Origin of the sequence: Sphingobium sp. Z007, assembly GCF_900013425.1 — a bacterium.
In the GTDB taxonomy this organism is placed as follows: domain Bacteria; phylum Pseudomonadota; class Alphaproteobacteria; order Sphingomonadales; family Sphingomonadaceae; genus Sphingobium.
In genome coordinates this window covers 3,232,852-3,251,406 of record NZ_FBXK01000005.1, presented here as the reverse complement: position 1 = coordinate 3,251,406, position 18,555 = coordinate 3,232,852, and the positions used below count along the sequence as shown (strand labels likewise).

The window sequence follows — 18,555 nt, the reverse complement described above, 5'->3', positions numbered from 1 at the left end:
AAGCAGGGCTGCTCCCTGTTCGACGGCCTGTGGAGCGAAGGCGAAAAGCATCAGGTCTGGATGAGCCATGGCGACAAGGTGACGACCCTTGCCCCCGGCTTCGAAGTCGTCGCCACCAGCGAGGGCGCGCCCTATGCCGTCACCGCGAACGAAGCCAAACGCTTCTACGCCACCCAATTCCACCCCGAAGTCGTCCACACCCCCGATGGCGCCAAGCTGCTCGCCAATTTCGTGCGCCACGTCTGCGGCTTGGCCGGTGACTGGACCATGGCGGAGTTTCGCGCGACCAAGATCGCCGAAATCCGCGCCCAAGTGGGCGAAGGGCGCGTGATTTGCGGCCTGTCCGGCGGCGTCGACAGCGCGGTCGCCGCGGTCCTGATCCACGAAGCGATCGGCGACCAGCTCACCTGCGTCTTCGTCGACCATGGCCTGATGCGGCTGGGCGAAGCCGAACAGGTGGTGAGCCTGTTCCGCGAACATTATGGCATCAAATTGGTGCATGTGAACGCGGAAGAGCGCTTCCTCGGCGGCCTCGCCGGCCTCACCGACCCGGAAAAGAAGCGCAAGTTCATCGGCGGCGAATTTATCAAGGTCTTCGAGGAGGAAGCCGCGAAGATCGGCGGTGCCGACTATCTGGCGCAGGGCACCCTCTATCCCGACGTCATCGAATCGGTCAGCTTTACCGGCGGTCCCTCGGTGACGATCAAATCGCATCACAATGTCGGCGGCCTGCCCGAACGCATGAATATGAAGCTGGTCGAACCGCTGCGCGAATTGTTCAAGGACGAAGTGCGCGTGCTGGGCAAGGAACTGGGCCTGCCCGACATTTTCGTCGGCCGTCACCCCTTCCCCGGCCCCGGCCTTGCCATCCGCATCCCCGGCGAAGTGACCAAGGAACGCTGCGACATATTGCGCAAGGCGGACGCCATCTATCTGGAGGAAATCCGCAACGCGGGCCTCTACGACGCGATCTGGCAGGCCTTCGCCGTCCTGCTCCCGGTCCGCACCGTGGGCGTCATGGGCGACCTGCGCACCTATGACAGCGTCTGCGCTGTGCGCGCCGTCACATCGACCGACGGCATGACCGCCGACATCTACCCCTTCGACGCAGCTTTCCTAAGCCGCGTCGCGACCCGCATCATCAACGAGGTCAAGGGCATCAACCGCGTGGTCTATGATTACACCTCGAAGCCGCCCGGCACGATCGAGTGGGAATGACGACAGCCAACGCGGTGCGTCAACACGTCCCCGCCTTCACTCTCCCCAACCCATAACATCGTGACCGCCAAAAATCATGCGGCGGATGCCCGGCTGCGTTAACGAGGTGCTGAATCCCGCAGCGGGCGCGCTGGCGGTGTCAAGCCGCTGCATCTGGTCGGCGGACAGGCGTATCTCGGTTGCCGCGATGTTGCTTTCCAGTTGCGATGGCTTGCTCGCCCCGATCAGGGTCGATGCGACACCTGGCCGGTGCAATGTCCAGGCCAGCGCCACTTGGGCGACGGGTCGATCCACTTCCGTTGCGACCGCCTTCAGGACATCCAGAATGTCCCAGTTGCGATCGGCGAACTTGCTGTCGCCAAAGGGATTGGCGCCGCTCAGGCGTCCTGTATCGGCCGTGTCGCCACGCGCATATTTGCCGCTCAGGAAGCCGCCTGCAAGCGGGCTCCACGGCACGATCCCCATGGCGGCCTCGCGCGCCACGGGAACATGTTCCGCCTCCACATCGCGCGCGACCAGCGAATATTCGACCTGCATCGCGATCGGGCCGGGCACGCGACGTTCGCCGGCGATCGTCGCCGCCTTCATCGCCAGCCATGCGGGCATGTCCGACAAGCCGTAATAGCGGATCTTGCCCGCACGTACGAGATCGCCCAGCGTCTGAACGATTTCCTCAACCGGCGTCACGCCGTCCCAGACATGCATCCAGTAAAGGTCGATATAATCGGTGCCGAGCCGTTTGAGCGACGCATCGAGCGCGCGGTGGATGTTTTTCGCCCCCGCGCCCCCCGCATGGGGATTTCCGCCGTCGGCGGGACTCGCGCTCAGGGGGCTCGCCGATCCGTTGAACCCGAACTTCGTGGCCAGCACGACTGCGTCCCGGCTTCCACTGTCAGCGATGAACTTGCCGACCAATGCCTCGCTCTGTCCACCTGCATAGATGTCGGCGGTGTCGATGAAATTGCCGCCCGCCGCGCGATACGCGTCGAAAATGGCGCGTGATGTCGTGTCGTCCGCGCCCCATGCGCTTTGGCCAAAAGTCATGGTCCCAAGCGCCAGCGGGCTGACCACCAGGCCCGACCGCCCAAGCGTGCGAAAATCGGTGAGGGACATGGCATGACTTTCCTAGCGTTCGTTATGAAAGTCATGCTAGGCCGTTCGAGCCGAGTCAATCTATTTCAGAGTGATCGTTATGAAAGTTACTGAGCCCCCCTCTTTGCCACGCCGCAAAATGGGCCGGCCGCTGTCGTTCGACCGCGACGCCGCGCTGGAACAGGCGATGCTGACATTCTGGCGGCATGGCTACGAAACGACCTCGATCACCGATCTGACGACGGCGATGGGGGTCACCGCTCCCAGCCTGTATAGCGCGTTCGGCGACAAGAAACGCCTGTTCCTCGAAGCCGCTCGCCTTTATGCCGGCGATCCTGCGGCGATGGAGCGCACCATCCAGGGCGCGCCGAGCGCCTATGATGCTGCCCATGCCATGCTGACCCGTGCCGCCGTCGCCTATACGGGGGACGCAACCCCCAAGGGATGTCTGCTCGCCAGCGCGACGGCAAGCGGCTCGACCGCGGCTTGCGACGTACAAGACGCGGTGGCTGCGATCCGCCGGTCCATCGCCGCGTGCCTGGAAGCCAGAATCCGGCGCGATGTGGCGGACCAAACACTGCCCGCGGCCACCGATGCCGCCGCGCTCGCCGGGCTCATCATGGCGGTCGCACAGGGCATGTCCGTTCTGGCGCGAGACGGCGCATCGCGCGCGGCGCTGCTGGGTATCGTCGCGGCGGCACTGGCTGCATGGCCGCAAACTCAGGCGACTGGGAAACACTGTTAAAGCGGGTCTTGGCTCAACCCCAACTCGCCGCAAAAGCGGGTGAGGCCAGGAAACTGGCGGGTTGCGGGGATGTCGGCGGCGGGTCGCAAACCCCCTGCTCGATATAGCGCATCGCCGCCATCAACCCGTTTCGCGAGAAGGGCTTGGGAATGATGCCATGGGCGCCGCAATAATCGTCCGGCACTTTTTTGGGATTGGCCGTCACGAACACGATATAGGCGTGCGCCCAGCGATGCCGGATCAATTTGCACACATCCAAACCGTTGGTGCCTCTTGCAAGCTGGATATCGACAAAAGCCAGATCGAAAACCACATCCGAACCGAGCCGTTCGACATCGTGGAGCGAAGCCGCCTCGGCGACCACATGATGCCCTGAATCTTCGATCATCGCCTCGATATCCATCGCAAGCAGCGCTTCGTCCTCGACGATCAACACACTGAGCGGGGCGATTGGGCGTGTCATGGCGTTCCGATCGAAAATGCAATGGCCACCAACGTGCCGGGCGCAGCATTGCGCCACGTCACTTGCGCGCCAACCTGTTTGGAAAGACGCTTTATCAACGTCGCCCCCAGCCCCCCTGCGCGGGGGGCTTCACCATCCAGCCCCGGACCATCGTCTCTGATGGAGATGCGCGCCTGCGCGCCATCCTGCTCCGCCGCAACCTCCAGCGTCCCGGCGCGGCCTTCAGGATAGGCATGTTTGACGGCATTGGTCAGCACTTCATTGAGAACCAGCCCGAGCGCAGCCGCCTTGCCCGACGAAATCAGAATTTTATCGACCTTGACGCGCACCTCGATTTCCCCGCGGCCGCTTGCCCCAATCACGTCGGAAACGAGATTTTCGGTGAAAGCGCCGATATCAAATTGGGTCACATCGTCCGACTGGTATAGACGACGATGCACCGTCGCCAAGGCATCGACCCGTTCCAGCATCGCTTCCAGTTTCGACGCGATCAGCGGGTCGCCGATGGTCCGGGCTTGCAGCCGAAGCAGCGACCCGATCATCGTCAGGTTGTTCTTGACCCGGTGATCCACCTCGTGGAGCAGCAGGGTCTTCTCCTCCAGTGCTGCTTGCAAATCGCGCGTCCGCCGTTCCACCTCGCGCTCGAACAAGACATTCTGCTCGGTGATCGTTTCCTGGGCCGAGACACGGTCGGTCACGTCGAGCTGGGACGCAAAGAAGAACTGGATGTCGCCCGACGCATTATGCACCGGGCTCAGATACAGTGCATTCCAGAATGTGGAGCCGTCTTTGCGATAATTGAGCAGGTCGATGTCGATGCTCTGCCCCGCGGCGACCGCTTCACGAATGCGCATCACCGACGCCGCGTCGGTGGCCTCCCCTTGCAGGAACCGGCAGTTGCGGCCGATGACTTCGTCGCGATCATAGCCGGTCAGGCGCTGAAAGGCTTCATTGCAGAAAATGATGGGATTGTCCGGCTGGGCGGGGTCGGTAATGACCATGGGCATGCGCGTGGCGCGCACGGCTGCCGCGAACGGATCGCCAGAGCCCGTTTCGTGCTTGATTTCCTCAGTGATGTGCCAATTGTCACGGTCTTTCATGCTCGCTCCACCAGGGAGCAAGAAGAAATTGCGCCCGCGCATCACAAACTCGGTGAAGCGGCTGACGTTCCCAGCTTCCCGCCGCCCCTTCGGCTCGCCGCTTGCCGCCGCCGCGTCACGCACCTTCTGCAACCGGAAAAAGTTTCTTACATTAAGGTCATATGGCAGCAGTAAAGCGGACCGATATTCACGGCGCATCATAATGAACTTGAGGAAACTGCGCCGACACATGGTCAGAAGATCGCCGCTCCATCCGATCTATGCGCCACAGGGCGAGTGCCGATACCCCGATCTTTTCCCAATGAACCGTCTAGGAGGATAGAATGCCGACATCGACCGTCGTTACCACCAGTCAGCCAACCCCGGACGAGGCGTTGAATCGTTTGAAGGAAGGCAATGCGGCCTTCGTTGCGGATCAGCCGAAATCGCCGGACATATCCCGCGAACGCCGCCTGGAACTGGCGCAGGGGCAGCAGCCGTTTGTCACATTGGTCGGATGTTCGGACTCTCGCGTGGGGCCGGAACAATTGTTCGGCGCGGGCCTGGGCGAATTGTTCATCGTCAGAACCGCGGGGAACAACGTCGACACCGCCGGCATGGGCTCGATCGAATATTCGGTGATGGCGCTCAAGGTGCCGCTCATCGTCGTGTTGGGCCATGAAAAATGCGGCGCCGTCGCGGCGGCGACCGACGTCGTGACGAAGGATGTTCGCTTCCCAGGCAGCATCGGACGCATGGTCGAGCCGATCATCCCCGCCGTCATCGCAGCGCAACGGGTCAATGACGGCGATCTGGTCGAACAGGCCGTGGAGGAAAATGTCCGCCGGATGGTCGAGCGGCTGCAAAAATTCTCCGAACCCATGCTGATGGAACCCCAGCGTCGGGGTGAACTCAAAGTCGTGGGCGCCGTCTATAAATTGGCGACCGGCGAGGTCCATTGGTTGTAATCGACTGAGGCTTGTTGGCCCCCTGCAACAGGAGGATAGCGCTCCTCCTCCTGTCGCAGGGGTCAGCCAACGCGCCCGTTTGCGTCCAGCGGCACGCGTGAAATCCGCCCGGATGGCTGTTCGGGGGAAGCAGGCTATTGTTGCAACCCGCCTGATAGCCGATACAGCGACAGTGCAGGGCAGAGTCGCCGGCCCTACGCGGCCGCGCAACCGACCCATCGGTGGAGACTGACATGACCGGCGCGCCCCTTGGCCATTCCGTCTATCGGGACATGCCGACCACCATCTTCGACCATATGTCCGCCCGCGCCCGCGAAACCGGCGCGATCAACCTGGGCCAGGGGTTTCCCGAAGGCCCCGGCCCCCGCGCGGTGTTGCAAGCCGCCGCCGACGCGCTGCTGACCCGGTCCAGCCAATATCCGCCCATGGCGGGCCTGGCCGAACTGCGCGCCGCGGTCGCCGATCATTATGCCCGCCACCAGCAACTCTATCTAAGCCCGCAGGAGGTCAACGTCACCTCCGGCGCGACCGAAGCGATCGCCGCCAGCCTGCTGGCGCTGGTGCAACCGGGCGACGAGGTGCTGCTGCTCGCCCCGCTCTACGACGCTTATCTGCCGCTGGTGGAGCGGGCCGGCGGCGTCGCCAAAGTGGTGACGCTGACCCCGCCCGACTGGCGCGTGACCCGCGAATCCCTGACCGCTGCTATCACGCCCCGCACCCGCATCCTGCTCATGAACAATCCGGTCAACCCGACCGGCATCGTCCTGCGGCCGGAAGAGCTGGCGCTGCTCGCCGACATCTGCGTCGCCCATGACCTCATCGCCATCTGCGACGAAGTCTGGGAACAGACCGTCTATGACGGCGTCCCCCACTGCCCGTTGATGGCGTTTCCGGGCATGCGCGACCGCACCGTCAAGATCGGGTCGGCGGGCAAGATTTTCTCGGTCACCGGGTGGAAGGTCGGCTGGATGTGCGCCGCCCCGCCGATCGCCACCCTGCTCGCCCGCGCGCATCAGTTCCTGACCTTCACCACCCCGCCCAATCTGCAATGGGCTGTGGCGGAAGGTCTGGCCTACCCCGACGCCTGGTTTGCCGACCAGCGCGCCGCCTATCAGGCGTCGCGCGACCGGCTGGCGGCGGGGCTGACGGCGGCCGGCTATGTCGTGCAGCCCAGCGCCGCGACCTGGTTCCTGTCGATCGACCTGCCAGCATCAGGCATCACGCTGGACGACGTCACTTTCTGCAACCGCATCATTGAAGAAGCAGGCGTGGCGGCGATCCCGATCAGCGCCTTCTACCCCGACGCGTCCGTCACACATCTGGTCCGCCTCTGCTTTTCCAAGACGGACCAGACATTGGATCAGGCGATCGAACGGCTCGCCGCCTTTCGCGCCAGGCTGGGCTGACGCACGATCGCCGCGCCCAGGATCAGCATCGCGACCAGCAGCAGCCCCTGCGCGGCCAGGAAGGGCGGTTCCGTCCCGGTCGGCGCGAAGGCGTTGAGCGCCGGCACCTTGAGGAAGCCCTGCACCACCAGCACGAACAGGTTGAGCCACAGCGCCGCCATTGCGCTCACCGTATAAACGACCCGCGCCCGGCCGCGCAGCTTGAGGCCATACAGCGCCACGAAAGCGACGATCAGCACGAGAGTCGAGACGATCCCGACCCCGATCGCCGGGGTAAAGCCGCGAAACGGAAAGAGGAAGCCTGTCAGGCTGGTCAGCAGCGTCGTGACCAAGAACAGCGCCTGTGTGCGGGGCAGGAACCGCCCCTTCGCCTGCGCCACCAGGGCGACAAGGCCCGCCACGATGCCGACCAAACTGATCGCGACATGCAGCGCGATGAAGGCGGGCATGGAAAGACCGAGGATCATGATGTTTCTCCTTGGGAAGAGCCTGAAAAACACCCGTTCGTCCTGAGTAGCCATTGAGCGAAGTCGAAATGGCGTATCGAAGGAAAGATGCTTCGATACTTGAACAGGTGAACATGCCCCCGGCATGTTCAGGGCCATCCGTGGGATGGTCCGACCTGTTCAACTTCGACAAGCTCAGACCCTACTCAGCACGAACGGGGCTTATACCGTCACCCGATACCGCGCCGCCGCGTCCTTCAGCGACAGGCCCGGCCGCAACGCCCCCCGCGCGGTGAGATAGGCGTCCAGATCGCCCCGGTCCGGCAGCGCCGGAATGGTGATCGCCTCGCCCATGTCCAGCCCGGCCAGCGCCGCGTCAACCATCACCTCGACATCCATCACCATTTCGGCCGGGATGCCGGCGATCTGCTCGTCGGTCCAGATGGCGGTGCGGGTGATCCCCGGCAGCACCGCCTGCACCTTCACGCCCTTAGTGCCCAGCTCGACCTGCAACGCCTCGGTAAGGGCCAGCACATAGGCCTTGCTCGCCGGATAGACCGCCGTGAAGCCGTCGGGCATCAGCGCCGTGACCGAGGTGATATTGATCAGCGTCCCCGCCCCCTTGGCCGCCAAACGCGGCGCAATCGCCCGCGACAGCCGCGTCACCGCCACGATGTTGAGCGCGATCATGCCGGTGAGGTAGGCCGGATCGGTTTCGACGAAGCTCTGTTCGCCCGCAATACCCGCATTGTTGATGAGGCCGGTGATGGCGTCGTCATCGCGCAACCGCGCCTCGATCCGGGCCAGGTCGTCGGCCTTGGCCAGATCGGCGGCGATCACGTCGACGCTGACGCCATACTGGCGAAGATCGGCGGCCAGCGCCTCCAGCTTGTCCGCCCGCCGCGCGACCAGGATCAGGTTCGCGCCACGCTTGGCGAAGCGATCGGCATAAACCGCGCCGATACCGTCCGACGCGCCGGTGATGAGAATGGTTTCGTTGGTCATGGGAAGTCTCCTTTGAGTCCATCCCGTTCGTTTCGAGCGAAGTCGAGAAACGTCTCTCGACACGCTCGAAACGAACGGGGTCGATAATGTCAGCCGTTGATGAAATCGAGCAGGTCGGCATTGAACCGATCCTGATGCGTGACCGTCAGTCCATGATCGGCACCTTCATACACGATCAGCACCGCCTGCGTAACGACTTTGACGGTGGAGAGGGCGGCCGCGCCGATCGGCACGATCTGGTCGTCATCGCCATGCAGCACCAAAGTCGGCACATCGACCTTGGCCAGGTCGGCATGAAAATCGCTCTCGGAAAAAGCGCGGATGCTGTCGAGCTGGCCCTTCACCCCGCCCATCATCCCCTGCCGCACGAAATCGTCCCGGATGCCTTCTGAAATCGCCGCGCCTTCCCGGTTATAGCCGTAGAAGGGGATGGTCAGATCCTTGAAGAACTGGCTGCGATTGTCGAACGTGCCCTTGCGGATGCCATCGAAGACCTCGATCGGCAGTCCGCCCGGATTAGCCTCGGTCTTGAGCATCAGCGGCGGCACCGCGCCGATCAGCGCCAGCTTGGCGACGCGGCTGGTGCCGTGGCGGCCGACATAGCGGGTGACTTCGCCGCCGCCGGTCGAATGACCGACCAGGATGACATCATGCAAATCCAGCGCCGCGATGACATCGGCCAGATCATCGGCATATTGGTCCATAGTGTTATTGTCCCACACCTGATCCGACCGGCCATGGCTGCGGCGGTCATGGGCGATGGTGCGGAAGCCCTGGTTGGCGAAAAACACCATCTGCGCGTCCCAGGCGTCGGCGCTCAGCGGCCAGCCATGGGAAAAGACGATCGGCTGGCCATCGCGCGGGCCCCAATCCTTGTAGAAGATGCGGGTGCCGTCCTTGGTGGTCACGAAATTATTCATGATGCATATCCCTTCTGTGTTTGGAAGCCTGTCCTGAGCGGCGTCGAAGGGGGCGTCTCTCTCTCGCCCTCTGCTTGCAGTTTTAAGGGCAATGACGGAGGATCGGGATTGGTGGTCCCGACATTAAGCGGGCCGATTGCGACAAAGGCTGCCCCCCATGGACGCGACGCAGACCCCCAGGGCCGAAATCGGCATCCTCCTCTACCGCGACTGCCAGCAGGCGATGGTCCATGGCATGACCGACCTGATCGCCATCGCCGGGCAGTTTTCACAGCAACATGGCGGCCCGCCGTTGCGCGTCAGCCATTGGCGAATGCAGGCCGATGGCGGCTTCGCCCGCAGCCAGGACACGCATGAAGGCCACCCCGGCACGCCCGACATCTGGCTCGTCCCCGGCCGCCTGTCGGGCGTGCCCGATGCGGAGGAAGCCGCCCCCTATGCCCGCTGGCTGCTGGACCGGCACGCCGCGGGCGCCACCCTCGCCTCCAACTGCGGCGGCGCGTTCCTGCTTGGCGCGACCGGCTTGCTCAGCGGCCGCCCGGCGACGACCCACTGGTGGTTCGCCGAACCGTTCCGCACCCGCTTCCCCGACGTAAAGCTGGACTGCGACCGCATCGTCATCGACGATGGCGACATCATCACCGCCGGCGGCCTGATGGCCTGGACGGACCTTGGCCTGCGGCTGGTCGATCGCCTGCTCGGCCCGACGGTGATGCTCGACACCGCCAAATTCCTGCTGATCGACAGCGCCGGGCGCGAACAGAAGCATTTCGCCCGCTTCATGCCGCGCATGACCCATGGCGACGAACCGATATTGAAGGCGCAGCACTGGCTCGCCGCCCGCGAGACCAAGGCCGTCAGCCTGCGCGACATGGCGGCGCAGGTCGGCATGGAGGAACGCACCTTCCAGCGCCGTTTCAAGGCCGCCACCGCCATGACGCCGATCGAATATGTCCAGCATCTGCGCGTCGCCAAGGCGCGCGAACATCTGGAATTTACCCGCCGCACCGTGGACCAGATCGCCTGGAGCGTGGGCTATGAAGACGCCGCCGCCTTCCGCAAGCTGTTCCACCGTCTCGTCGGCCTCTCGCCCGGCGACTATCGCGCCCGCTTCGCCGCACCTAGCGCGCAGGCGGCCTGAATTTTTTTAATAGTTAGCTAACTATCTAAAATCGCTATGGCGTTTCAACTGTCGCACTCGCCGTCTCACTCTTGCGGCATCCGCCCGCGCCCGCTAGGTTCCTGTTTCGTTCCCAAAGGATTATCATGGACAGCCTGGCCGCCCTCTTCATTCTCGTTGCCCTGCTAATTGGCATGGCCGTCGGCTGGCTGCTCAAGGGCAAGGCGCTCGCCCCGCTGGCCGCCGAGAAGGTGGAACTGATTGGTAAGCTGGATCTCGCCACCAGCCAGCGCAACGGCGCTATCGCCGAACTGGCGGTGGAAAAGGAGCGGGTCGCCCAGGCCGACACCCGCATCGCCCGCCTCGAATCGGCTCAGGTCGCCGCCGACCAACGGCTCGAATCCCTGCAAGCCGCCGCCGTCCAGCGCATCGACGCGATCCAGGCCGAACGCGAAGCCGCCCTGCGTGAACTGGCCGCGCTCAAATCCGACACCCAGGCCCGCACCCAGGCCTTCGAACAGCAGATCGCCGCGCTGCGGGACGCCAAGGAGCAACTTTCCGCCCAATTCAGCGAGATTGGCTCCAAGCTGCTCGAATCGGCTCAGACCCAATTCCTGACCCGCGCCGACCAGCGCTTCGCCCAGGCGAATGAAAAGAGCGAGGCCCAGCTCAAGACCCTGCTCAACCCCGTTGAAACCACGCTCAAACGCTATGAGGAGGGGCTGGCCCGCGTCGAGAAAGACCGGGTCGGCAGCTATGCCGAACTGCGCGAGGCGGTGCAGCAGGTCCATCTGGGCCAGGGCCAGGTGCGGGAGGAAACCGCCAAGCTGGTCAATGCGCTCCGCGCCGCACCCAAAACCCGCGGCCGCTGGGGCGAACAACAGTTCAAGAATCTCATCGAAACCGCCGGCCTCTCGCCCTTCGTCGATTTCAAGGAAGAAGTATCGGTCACGGTCGAAGACGGCCGGATGCGCCCCGACTTCATCATCAACCTGCCCGGCGACCAGCAGATGGTGGTCGACGTCAAATGCTCGCTCGTCGCCTATCTCAACGCCGTCGATCAGGTCGATCCCGGCTTACGCGACGCCCATATGCTCGACCATGCCCGCGCCATGCGCACCCATGCCGACGCACTGGGGCGTAAGGCCTATTGGGAGCAATTCGACAAGGCGCCCGACTTCGTCATCATGTATGTCCCCGGCGACAATTTCGTCACCGCTGCGCTGGAAGCGGACATGGACCTGTGGGAACGCGCGGCCAAGAACCGCGTCATCATCTGCGGCCCCGCCACCTTCCTCCCCCTCGCCCGCACGCTGGCGGGCCATTGGCGCCAGGCCAAGATGCAGGAACAGGCGCAGCAGGTCGGCCAGCTCGGCAAGGAGCTTTACGAGCGCCTCGCCGTCGCCGCGACTCATTTGAAGCGCCTCGGTTCGGGCCTCAACAGCGCCGTCTCCAACTATAACAGCTTCATCGGCAGCTTCGAAAGCCGCGTCCTCTCGACCGGCCGCAAGTTCCGCGACCTCGACATCGAAACCGGCGGCAAGGAGATCGAGGCGATGGAACCGCTCGACGTGCTGGCGCGCGACGCCCAGACCGACGAGGCGCGCGCTCTGCCGGCGGCGGAATGAAATAAAACAGGAACAAGCCCGGCGTCTCCGCGTCTCTTCTCCATAGGCGACCAGATTCGCCGTTTGGAGACTATCATGTGGAAGACATTATTGACGCGCCGCCCGCTGCGGCGCCCGGACAAGGCAAAGGTCGATCCGCCACCGCGCGATAGCCGCAGCGCGGCGGACGGCCCCTTTGGCGACCTCATGGCGAAACTCGACAAGATACCCTATCGAAGGACGCGAAAACCCGCTTTCGGCGGTCATTGACGCCGCGCGGCCGATCGGCCCCATTGCCGCCCCGCCGCCCCGCTGGCATGGCGGGCATATGACACGCATCGGCCTTCTCGGCGGCTCCTTCAATCCGGCGCATGGCGGCCATCGCGCCATCTCGCTCTTCGCCCGCCAAGCGCTCGACCTGGACGAGGTCTGGTGGCTCGTCTCGCCGGGCAATCCGTTGAAGCCTGCCAAAGGCATGGCCCCGCTCCCCGTTCGTCTCGCCCATGCCCGCACAATCGCCCGCCGCGCCCCGATTCGCGCCACCGCGATCGAGCGGCAACTTAGCACCCGCTACACCGTCGACACGCTCCGCGCCCTCGCCCGCCGCTACCCGAAAAACCGCTTCATTTGGCTGATGGGCGCGGATAATCTGGCACAATTCGGCCAGTGGCGTGACTGGCGCGGGATCGCCCGGCAAATGCCCATTGCTGTTATCGCCCGTCCGGGCTATGATCATGCCGCTCGTGGCTCTGCGGCTATGAGCTGGCTGCGGCGCTTCGTCCGGTCCGCGCGCCAGAGTGCAGACTGGACGAATTGGAGACCACCGGCGCTCGTGCTATTGCGCTTTCGCCCTGATCCAAGATCGGCAACCCTGCTGCGGCAGGCGGACCCCCTCTGGCATCGCGAATATGAAGCAACGTGTGTGCGCGATCCGCTCACGCGTCGGTATGTCATCTAGATTGGAGTTTCATTGTCTAACCTCGCCCCTGCCAACGACACCGCCCTTGGCGCTGAATCCGTGGCCGCCCTGCACGCCCTCGTCATGCAATCGCTCGACGACGACCAGGCGCAGGAAACCATCTCGATCCCCTTGGAAGGCAAGAGCAGCATCGCCGATTATATGGTGATCGCCAGCGGCCGTTCGTCGCGTCAGGTGGCGGCGATCGCCCAGCATCTGGCCGAACGGATCAAGAAGGAAACCGGCCGCTCCGCGCGGGTCGAAGGGTTGCCGGTCGCCGACTGGGTGCTGATCGACGCCGGCGACGTGATCGTCCATCTGTTCAAGCCGGAAGTGCGCAGCTTCTACAATCTGGAACGGATGTGGGGCTTCGTCGACGCCCCGGTCGCGGGCAACGCCTGAACTTTTAGGGAGTCTCCGTTCGTCCTGAGTAGCCGCTGAGCGAAGTCGAAGCGGCGTATCGAAGGATTCGCGAATGCTTCGATACGGGCTTCGCCCCTACTCAGCATGAACGGATTAGGGTGTGCTCCTCCACATCATCGCGCGCGGCAAGATCGGGCGCTCGCCCGAAGCCGACCTGGTCGACCGTTATGTCAAGCGGCTGACCATGCCGCACAAGATCACCGAAATGCCCGACCGAGGCGGCAAACTGCCCCCGCAAACGCCCGGCACCGTCACGGTCATGCTGGACGAAAAGGGCAAGCAGCTCTCCTCCCTCGACTTCGCCCGCCGGATCGAGGGCTGGCGCGACGCTGGCACGCGCGAATGTCGCTTTCTGATCGGCGCGGCGGACGGTTTCGATGACACCGAACGCGCCAATGCAGACCTGCTGATCGCCTTCGGCGCGATGACCTGGCCGCACATGATGGCCCGCGCGATGCTGGCCGAACAATTGTGGCGTGCCTGTTCCATCCTTGCCAACCACCCCTATCATCGCGAAGGATAGCCGCGAGAGCTAAGGGTCGGGACATCGGGTGAAGCGCAACCTCCTCATCGCAAGCGGACTGGCGGGCCTGATGGCCCTCGCCGCCACGCGCCTGCCCGCCGCGAACGACAGCGCGATCATCCTGTCCGGCACCGCCGGCACCACGTTGGCACAGGAACAGCAAGCGCTCAAAAACGCCCGCCGCCAGTCGGACGAGGCGCGCGACCGCTCCGCTCGCCTCGAACAGCAGGCCAGCCTGGCCCGCAACGAAGCCGAACAGGCGCGCCGCCGCGCCGCCGCGCTTGCCGCCCGCATCCAGCAGGCCGAAGCCGACATTCAGGCCGCGCAGGCCCGCATCGCCATCATCAACCGGATGCAGCGCGCCCAGGCCCGCCGCCTCGCGGCCAAGCAGGAGCCGGTCGTCCGCCTCACCGCCGCGCTCCAGATGATGGCGCGCCGTCCGCTGGCCCTGGCGTTGGTGCAGCCCGGATCGGTCGGCGACGCCGTCCATATGCGCGCGGTGCTAGGGCAGGTGCTTCCGGTCATCGAACAGCGCACCGCCGGCCTTAGGCAGGAACTGGACAAGAGCCGGGCCCTGCGCGCCACTGCCCAGCAGGCCGCCGACGCGCTGGGCCAGGCGCAGGCCGATCGCAAGGACCGCCAGACCGCCCTGGCCGCGCTGGAAACGCAAAAGCGCGTCGCCGCCCGTGACTATCGCGCCAACGCCGGCATCGAAGGCGAGCGGGCGCTGGCGCTGGGCGAGCGAGCGCGCGACATCGTCGACCTGATGGACCGGCTGGAGGATGCGGGTGACCTACGCGATTCGCTGGCCGCGCTGTCCGGCCCGCTGCTCCGCCCCGCCCGCCCTGACCAGGCCGGTGCCGCCGCACCCGAACGCACCGCCTCGGCCGGCGGTCCGCCCCCCTATCGCCTGCCGGTGATCGGCCAGCTCGTCACCGGCATGGGCGAAGTCAATGACGGCGGCGTCCGTTCCCGCGGCCTGACGCTCGTGACCCAGCCGGGCGCACAGGCCATCGCCCCCACCGCCGGCCGCGTCGCCTTCGCCGGCCCCTATCGCGACTATGGCCAGATCCTCATCATCGATCATGGCCAGGGCTGGACCACCCTCATCACCGGCCTGCATCGCGTCACCGCGCAGGTAGGCGATACCGTGCGCCAGGGCGAACCCGTCGGCGTCACCGGCCCGGAACGCCCCAACATCACCATCGAACTGCGCCGCAACGGCCGCCCGGTCGATATCGTACCGCTCGTGGGGCTGGGGTGAGGCATTGATAGTGGCATCAGTTGATGCTATTTTTCGTGCTTCAGGAGCATGAGTATGCGCACAACTTTGGTTCTTGATGATGATCTGCTCGCCGAGGCGCAGGAACTGACTGGCATCCAGGAAAAATCTGCGTTGGTTCGAGAAGCGCTCAAAATTCTCGTGCAGCGGCAAGCCGCACGTCGCTTAGCGCTACTGGGCGGCTCCGAGCCCAATTTCGAACTGCCGCCGCGGAAGCGTTCTGTTCCGGCATGACCTTGGTCGACAGTTCGATCTGGATGGATCACCTGCGCACCCCAATCCCTTGTTAACGGCCGGTTTGAACGCAGGACGAATATTGGAGCATCCGCTCGTCATCGGTGAGATCGCGCTGGGCAGCCTCTCGAACAGACAACGCGTTCTGCGAATGCTGCACAAATTGCCTGAAGCCGAACTGGCACAAAATCAGGAGGTGGATGCCCTGATCGAACAAGTGCCGTTGTTCAGTCTGGGCATTGGCTATGTCGATACGCATATTCTGGCGTCTGTGCGACTGACCGCTGGATCATCTCTCTGGACACGGGACCGGCGACTGCACGGCATAGCGTTGCACATGGGCATTGCTTGGACACCGCCCCAGTCCCATTAACCCGACGCTCATCGATGCTGCGCGACACTCCATCGAAGCGCGCTTTTGCGTCGGGACGCGAATCGGATTATGGTGCGACGCAGATGCCGGAATCAAGGACACCCATGAAATCGACCTTTCTCCAGGGCGCGCTTGCGCTCGGGGCGCTTGCGCTCATCCCTGCTACCACCGCGGCGCTCGCCGATGGGGAGGCGTCGAGCTACAAGGCGCTCGATGAATTCATGGACGTGTTCCAGAAGGTGCGCAGCGACTATGTCGAAAAGGTCGATGACGAAAAGCTGATAAAGGGCGCGATCGACGGGATGCTGGCCAGCCTCGATCCGCACTCCTCCTTCCTCGACGCGCGCGACTTCCAGAATCTGCGCACCCAGACGGAAGGCAGCTATGGCGGGCTCGGCCTCTCGGTCACGCAGGAGGATGGCGCGGTCAAGGTGATCGCCCCGACGCAGGATACCCCGGCCTGGCGCGCCGGGATCAAGGCGGGCGACTATATCACCCATATCGACGGCCAGCTCATCTATGGCGGCACGCTGGACGAAGCGGTGGACAAGATGCGCGGCGCGCCGGGCACCGCGCTCAAGCTGACGATCGTGCGCGCGGGCCGCGACAAGCCGATCGACCTGACCCTGACGCGCGAGATCATTCAATTGAAGCCCGTCAAATGGGAAGTGAAGAATAATATCGGCGTCATCAACATCGTCAGCTTCTCGGCCAATACCGGGGCGGACGTGCGCTCGGCGATCCGCAGCATCGACAAGTCGCTGGGTCATAAGCCCACCGGCTATATCCTCGACCTGCGCTCCAACCCCGGCGGCCTGCTGGACGAAGCGGTGACGGTCAGCGACGCTTTTCTGGAGCGCGGCGAAATCGTGTCGCAGCGCGGCCGGGCCAAGGGCGACGTCGAACGCTATTATGCCAAGCCGGGTGACGACGCCAAGGGTCTGCCAGTGATCGTGCTGGTCGATGCCGGCTCCGCCTCCGCCTCCGAAATCGTCGCAGGCGCGCTTCAGGACCAGCATCGCGCGCTCGTGATGGGCGAACGCAGCTTTGGCAAGGGCTCAGTCCAGACCATGTTGCCGCTGTCGAACACGACCGCGCTCAAGCTCACCACCGCGCGCTATTATACGCCATCCGGCCGCAGCGTGCAGGAAGGCGGTATCCAGCCTGACATCCGCGTGCCGCAGCTATCCGATCCCGATTACAAGAATCGGCCGAAGTTCCGCGAAAGCGACCTGCGCCGTCACCTGATTAACGAGATCAAGACCGACGACAAGGCGCTGGAGGAGGATACGAAGGACGATCCGCGCTTCGCCCTGTCGGCCGAGGAGCTGAAGAAGAAGGGCGTCGAGGACTTCCAGCTCGACTATGCGCTCAAGACGATCGCGCGCCTGGCCAGTACGCCCGGCGCGACCATCGCCCAAGCGCAGGTCGCCGCGCGCAAGCCGGGCGCGAAATAAGGCGGACGATTTATAATCGCCGATCGCCCTGAGCTAAGTCGAAGGGCACGGCTGAGCGCAGCCGAAGCAACTTCGCCTCGCTCGGTGGCGGGCTTCGACTCCGCTCTCCTGAGCTTGTCGAAGGGCTGAACGGTTTGTGTTGGAACTCAGGCAAGTTCAGCATGACGAAAGCAAGCCAAGGCTTTAAGCGGGCAGTATGAAGAGCATATCGCTTGCCCGCGCCATCGCCTTGCTGACCCCGGTCCTGTTACTGGGCGGCGCTTATGCCTCCCAATATATCGGCGGCTTGCATCCCTGCGAGATGTGCTGGTGGCAGCGTTACCCGCATATGGCCGCCATTCCCCTGGCGCTGGTCGCCTACGCCCTGCGTGGCCGCGCCTGCGTCAGCGCGCTGTTCGCGGGCCTGGCTGGCCTAGCCATCGGCATCAGCGGCGGCATCGGCCTGTTCCATGCGGGGGTCGAATATGGCTGGTGGGAAGGGCTGACCACCTGCTCTACCACGCCCGCCGGCGGCGGCGCGGACCTGCTCAACCAGATATGGGCCAGCCCGATCACTCGCTGCGACGTCGCGCCCTGGGATCTGTTCGGCATTTCGCTCGCCGGCTATAATGGCCTCTTGTCCGGGGCCGCCGCGCTCGCCATCTTGGCTCTGTTGCTCAAAGCGAGGAAAGCATGACCACGCCCCAGGATTTTCCCCGGCCGGGCAAAAGCCTGTCCGAAGCCGATCGCGCCGCCATGGTGCGCGTCGACCAGGCCGGCGAGTTCGGCGCAGTGCGCATCTACGCCGGGCAGCTGGCCGTGATGGGCGATCGCCACCCCTATGGCCGCCTGATCGCGGGCATGGCGGCGCAGGAGGAACGGCATCGCGCCACTTTCGACGCAATGATCGCCCGGCGCGGCGTCCGCCCGACGGCGCTCGCACCGATCTGGAGCGCGGCCGGCTTCACGCTGGGCGCGGTGACCGCGGCGATGGGACCAAAGGCCGCTATGGCCTGCACCGCCGCGATCGAAACCGAGATTGACCGTCATTATGCCGAGCAGCTGGCGCAATTGGGTGACAGCGATACGGAACTCTCCGCCGCCATCATGGATTTCCAAGCGGAAGAGGTCGAACATCGCGACGCGGCGCTTGCGCATGGTGCGGAACAGGCGCCTGCCTACCCCCTCTTGTCGGGCGTCATCCGTTTGGGATGCCGGGCGGCCATCGCGCTCACCAAGCGCCTCTGATAAGGACGG

22 protein-coding genes are annotated in these 18,555 nt (G+C 64.4%); 16 read left to right on the top strand and 6 right to left on the bottom strand.

From position 1 onward, the window contains the following. Positions 1–1,218 (top strand): glutamine-hydrolyzing GMP synthase (gene guaA, locus CEQ44_RS23685; RefSeq protein ID WP_088201828.1); only part of this gene is annotated, 1,218 nt, incomplete at its 5' end. A 36-nt stretch (positions 1,219–1,254) separates the two neighbouring features. Here the strand turns inward: guaA and CEQ44_RS23680 are convergent. Next, positions 1,255–2,331 carry an aldo/keto reductase gene (locus CEQ44_RS23680; protein ID WP_088185157.1) on the bottom strand — a complete coding sequence of 359 codons (1,077 nt, stop codon included), beginning with the start codon at positions 2,329–2,331 and terminating at the stop codon, positions 1,255–1,257. Positions 2,332–2,449: 118 nt separating this feature from the next. Here CEQ44_RS23680 and CEQ44_RS23675 point away from each other — a divergent pair, with 118 nt between their 5' ends. After that, on the top strand, positions 2,450–3,055 hold the full coding sequence (locus tag CEQ44_RS23675; RefSeq protein ID WP_254913977.1) for a TetR/AcrR family transcriptional regulator: 606 nt from the start codon (positions 2,450–2,452) through the stop codon (positions 3,053–3,055). Between the two features lie 13 nt (positions 3,056–3,068). Here the strand turns inward: CEQ44_RS23675 and CEQ44_RS23670 are convergent, their stop codons facing one another. After that, positions 3,069–3,518 carry a response regulator gene (locus CEQ44_RS23670; RefSeq protein WP_088185155.1) on the bottom strand — a complete coding sequence of 150 codons (450 nt, stop codon included), beginning with the start codon at positions 3,516–3,518 and terminating at the stop codon, positions 3,069–3,071. Further along, positions 3,515–4,618, bottom strand: a complete 1,104-nt coding sequence (locus CEQ44_RS23665) for a PAS domain-containing protein (RefSeq protein ID WP_088185187.1) — start codon at positions 4,616–4,618, stop codon at positions 3,515–3,517. The genes CEQ44_RS23670 and CEQ44_RS23665 overlap by 4 nt, the downstream gene beginning before the upstream one ends. A 323-nt stretch (positions 4,619–4,941) precedes the next feature. Between CEQ44_RS23665 and CEQ44_RS23660 the strand changes: the two genes are divergently transcribed. Next, positions 4,942–5,565 (top strand): carbonic anhydrase, encoded by a 624-nt coding sequence (locus CEQ44_RS23660; RefSeq protein ID WP_088185154.1) that lies wholly within the window; start codon positions 4,942–4,944, stop codon positions 5,563–5,565. A 233-nt stretch (positions 5,566–5,798) separates the two neighbouring features. Continuing rightward, on the top strand, positions 5,799–6,971 hold the full coding sequence (locus CEQ44_RS23655; protein ID WP_088185153.1) for an aminotransferase: 1,173 nt from the start codon (positions 5,799–5,801) through the stop codon (positions 6,969–6,971). Here CEQ44_RS23655 and CEQ44_RS23650 read toward each other — a convergent pair. From CEQ44_RS23650 to CEQ44_RS23640, 3 genes are all read right to left on the bottom strand, one after another. Continuing rightward, entirely contained in the window at positions 6,926–7,438 is a 513-nt protein-coding gene (locus CEQ44_RS23650) for a hypothetical protein (protein ID WP_088185152.1), read from the bottom strand. The genes CEQ44_RS23655 and CEQ44_RS23650 overlap by 46 nt on opposite strands. 201 nt (positions 7,439–7,639) lie before the next feature. Then, complete coding sequence (locus CEQ44_RS23645) at positions 7,640–8,422, bottom strand: SDR family oxidoreductase (protein WP_088189861.1); 783 nt, start codon at positions 8,420–8,422, stop codon at positions 7,640–7,642. A gap of 89 nt (positions 8,423–8,511) precedes the next feature. Then, positions 8,512–9,342, bottom strand: a complete 831-nt coding sequence (locus CEQ44_RS23640) for an alpha/beta fold hydrolase (protein WP_088185151.1) — start codon at positions 9,340–9,342, stop codon at positions 8,512–8,514. Between the two features lie 157 nt (positions 9,343–9,499). On the opposite strand from CEQ44_RS23640, the gene CEQ44_RS23635 reads away from it, so the two are divergent. From CEQ44_RS23635 to CEQ44_RS23585, 12 genes are all read left to right on the top strand, one after another. After that, positions 9,500–10,483, top strand: coding sequence for a GlxA family transcriptional regulator (locus tag CEQ44_RS23635; RefSeq protein ID WP_088185150.1), 984 nt, complete (start codon positions 9,500–9,502; stop codon positions 10,481–10,483). Between the two features lie 125 nt (positions 10,484–10,608). Further along, complete coding sequence (rmuC, locus tag CEQ44_RS23630; RefSeq protein WP_088185149.1) at positions 10,609–12,090, top strand: DNA recombination protein RmuC; 1,482 nt, start codon at positions 10,609–10,611, stop codon at positions 12,088–12,090. A gap of 75 nt (positions 12,091–12,165) precedes the next feature. Beyond that, a complete protein-coding gene (locus CEQ44_RS24630; RefSeq protein WP_176400391.1) occupies positions 12,166–12,339 on the top strand; it encodes a hypothetical protein in 174 nt (57 codons plus the stop codon). Between the two features lie 58 nt (positions 12,340–12,397). Beyond that, positions 12,398–13,027 (top strand): nicotinate-nucleotide adenylyltransferase, encoded by a 630-nt coding sequence (locus tag CEQ44_RS23625; RefSeq protein WP_088185148.1) that lies wholly within the window; start codon positions 12,398–12,400, stop codon positions 13,025–13,027. A gap of 12 nt (positions 13,028–13,039) precedes the next feature. Next, the gene (rsfS, locus tag CEQ44_RS23620) at positions 13,040–13,429 is read left to right on the top strand and encodes a ribosome silencing factor (RefSeq protein WP_088185147.1); all 390 of its coding nucleotides are present in this window, start codon (positions 13,040–13,042) and stop codon (positions 13,427–13,429) included. Between the two features lie 121 nt (positions 13,430–13,550). After that, the gene (locus tag CEQ44_RS23615; protein ID WP_088182445.1) at positions 13,551–13,973 is read left to right on the top strand and encodes a 23S rRNA (pseudouridine(1915)-N(3))-methyltransferase RlmH; all 423 of its coding nucleotides are present in this window, start codon (positions 13,551–13,553) and stop codon (positions 13,971–13,973) included. Positions 13,974–14,043: 70 nt separating this feature from the next. Further along, positions 14,044–15,237 carry a murein hydrolase activator EnvC gene (locus CEQ44_RS23610; protein ID WP_373438206.1) on the top strand — a complete coding sequence of 398 codons (1,194 nt, stop codon included), beginning with the start codon at positions 14,044–14,046 and terminating at the stop codon, positions 15,235–15,237. A 54-nt stretch (positions 15,238–15,291) separates the two neighbouring features. Then, positions 15,292–15,489 (top strand): type II toxin-antitoxin system VapB family antitoxin, encoded by a 198-nt coding sequence (locus tag CEQ44_RS23605; RefSeq protein WP_088182443.1) that lies wholly within the window; start codon positions 15,292–15,294, stop codon positions 15,487–15,489. 82 nt (positions 15,490–15,571) lie between these two features. Beyond that, positions 15,572–15,862 (top strand): VapC toxin family PIN domain ribonuclease, encoded by a 291-nt coding sequence (locus CEQ44_RS23600; RefSeq protein ID WP_254913978.1) that lies wholly within the window; start codon positions 15,572–15,574, stop codon positions 15,860–15,862. Positions 15,863–15,966: 104 nt separating this feature from the next. Further along, the gene (locus CEQ44_RS23595; protein WP_088182449.1) at positions 15,967–17,319 is read left to right on the top strand and encodes a S41 family peptidase; all 1,353 of its coding nucleotides are present in this window, start codon (positions 15,967–15,969) and stop codon (positions 17,317–17,319) included. A gap of 196 nt (positions 17,320–17,515) precedes the next feature. Further along, positions 17,516–17,995 (top strand): disulfide bond formation protein B, encoded by a 480-nt coding sequence (locus CEQ44_RS23590; protein WP_088182442.1) that lies wholly within the window; start codon positions 17,516–17,518, stop codon positions 17,993–17,995. Then, positions 17,992–18,546: a demethoxyubiquinone hydroxylase family protein gene (locus tag CEQ44_RS23585; RefSeq protein ID WP_088182441.1), complete on the top strand. Its 555-nt coding sequence runs from the start codon at positions 17,992–17,994 to the stop codon at positions 18,544–18,546. The genes CEQ44_RS23590 and CEQ44_RS23585 overlap by 4 nt, the downstream gene beginning before the upstream one ends. Positions 18,547–18,555 lie beyond the last annotated feature (9 nt).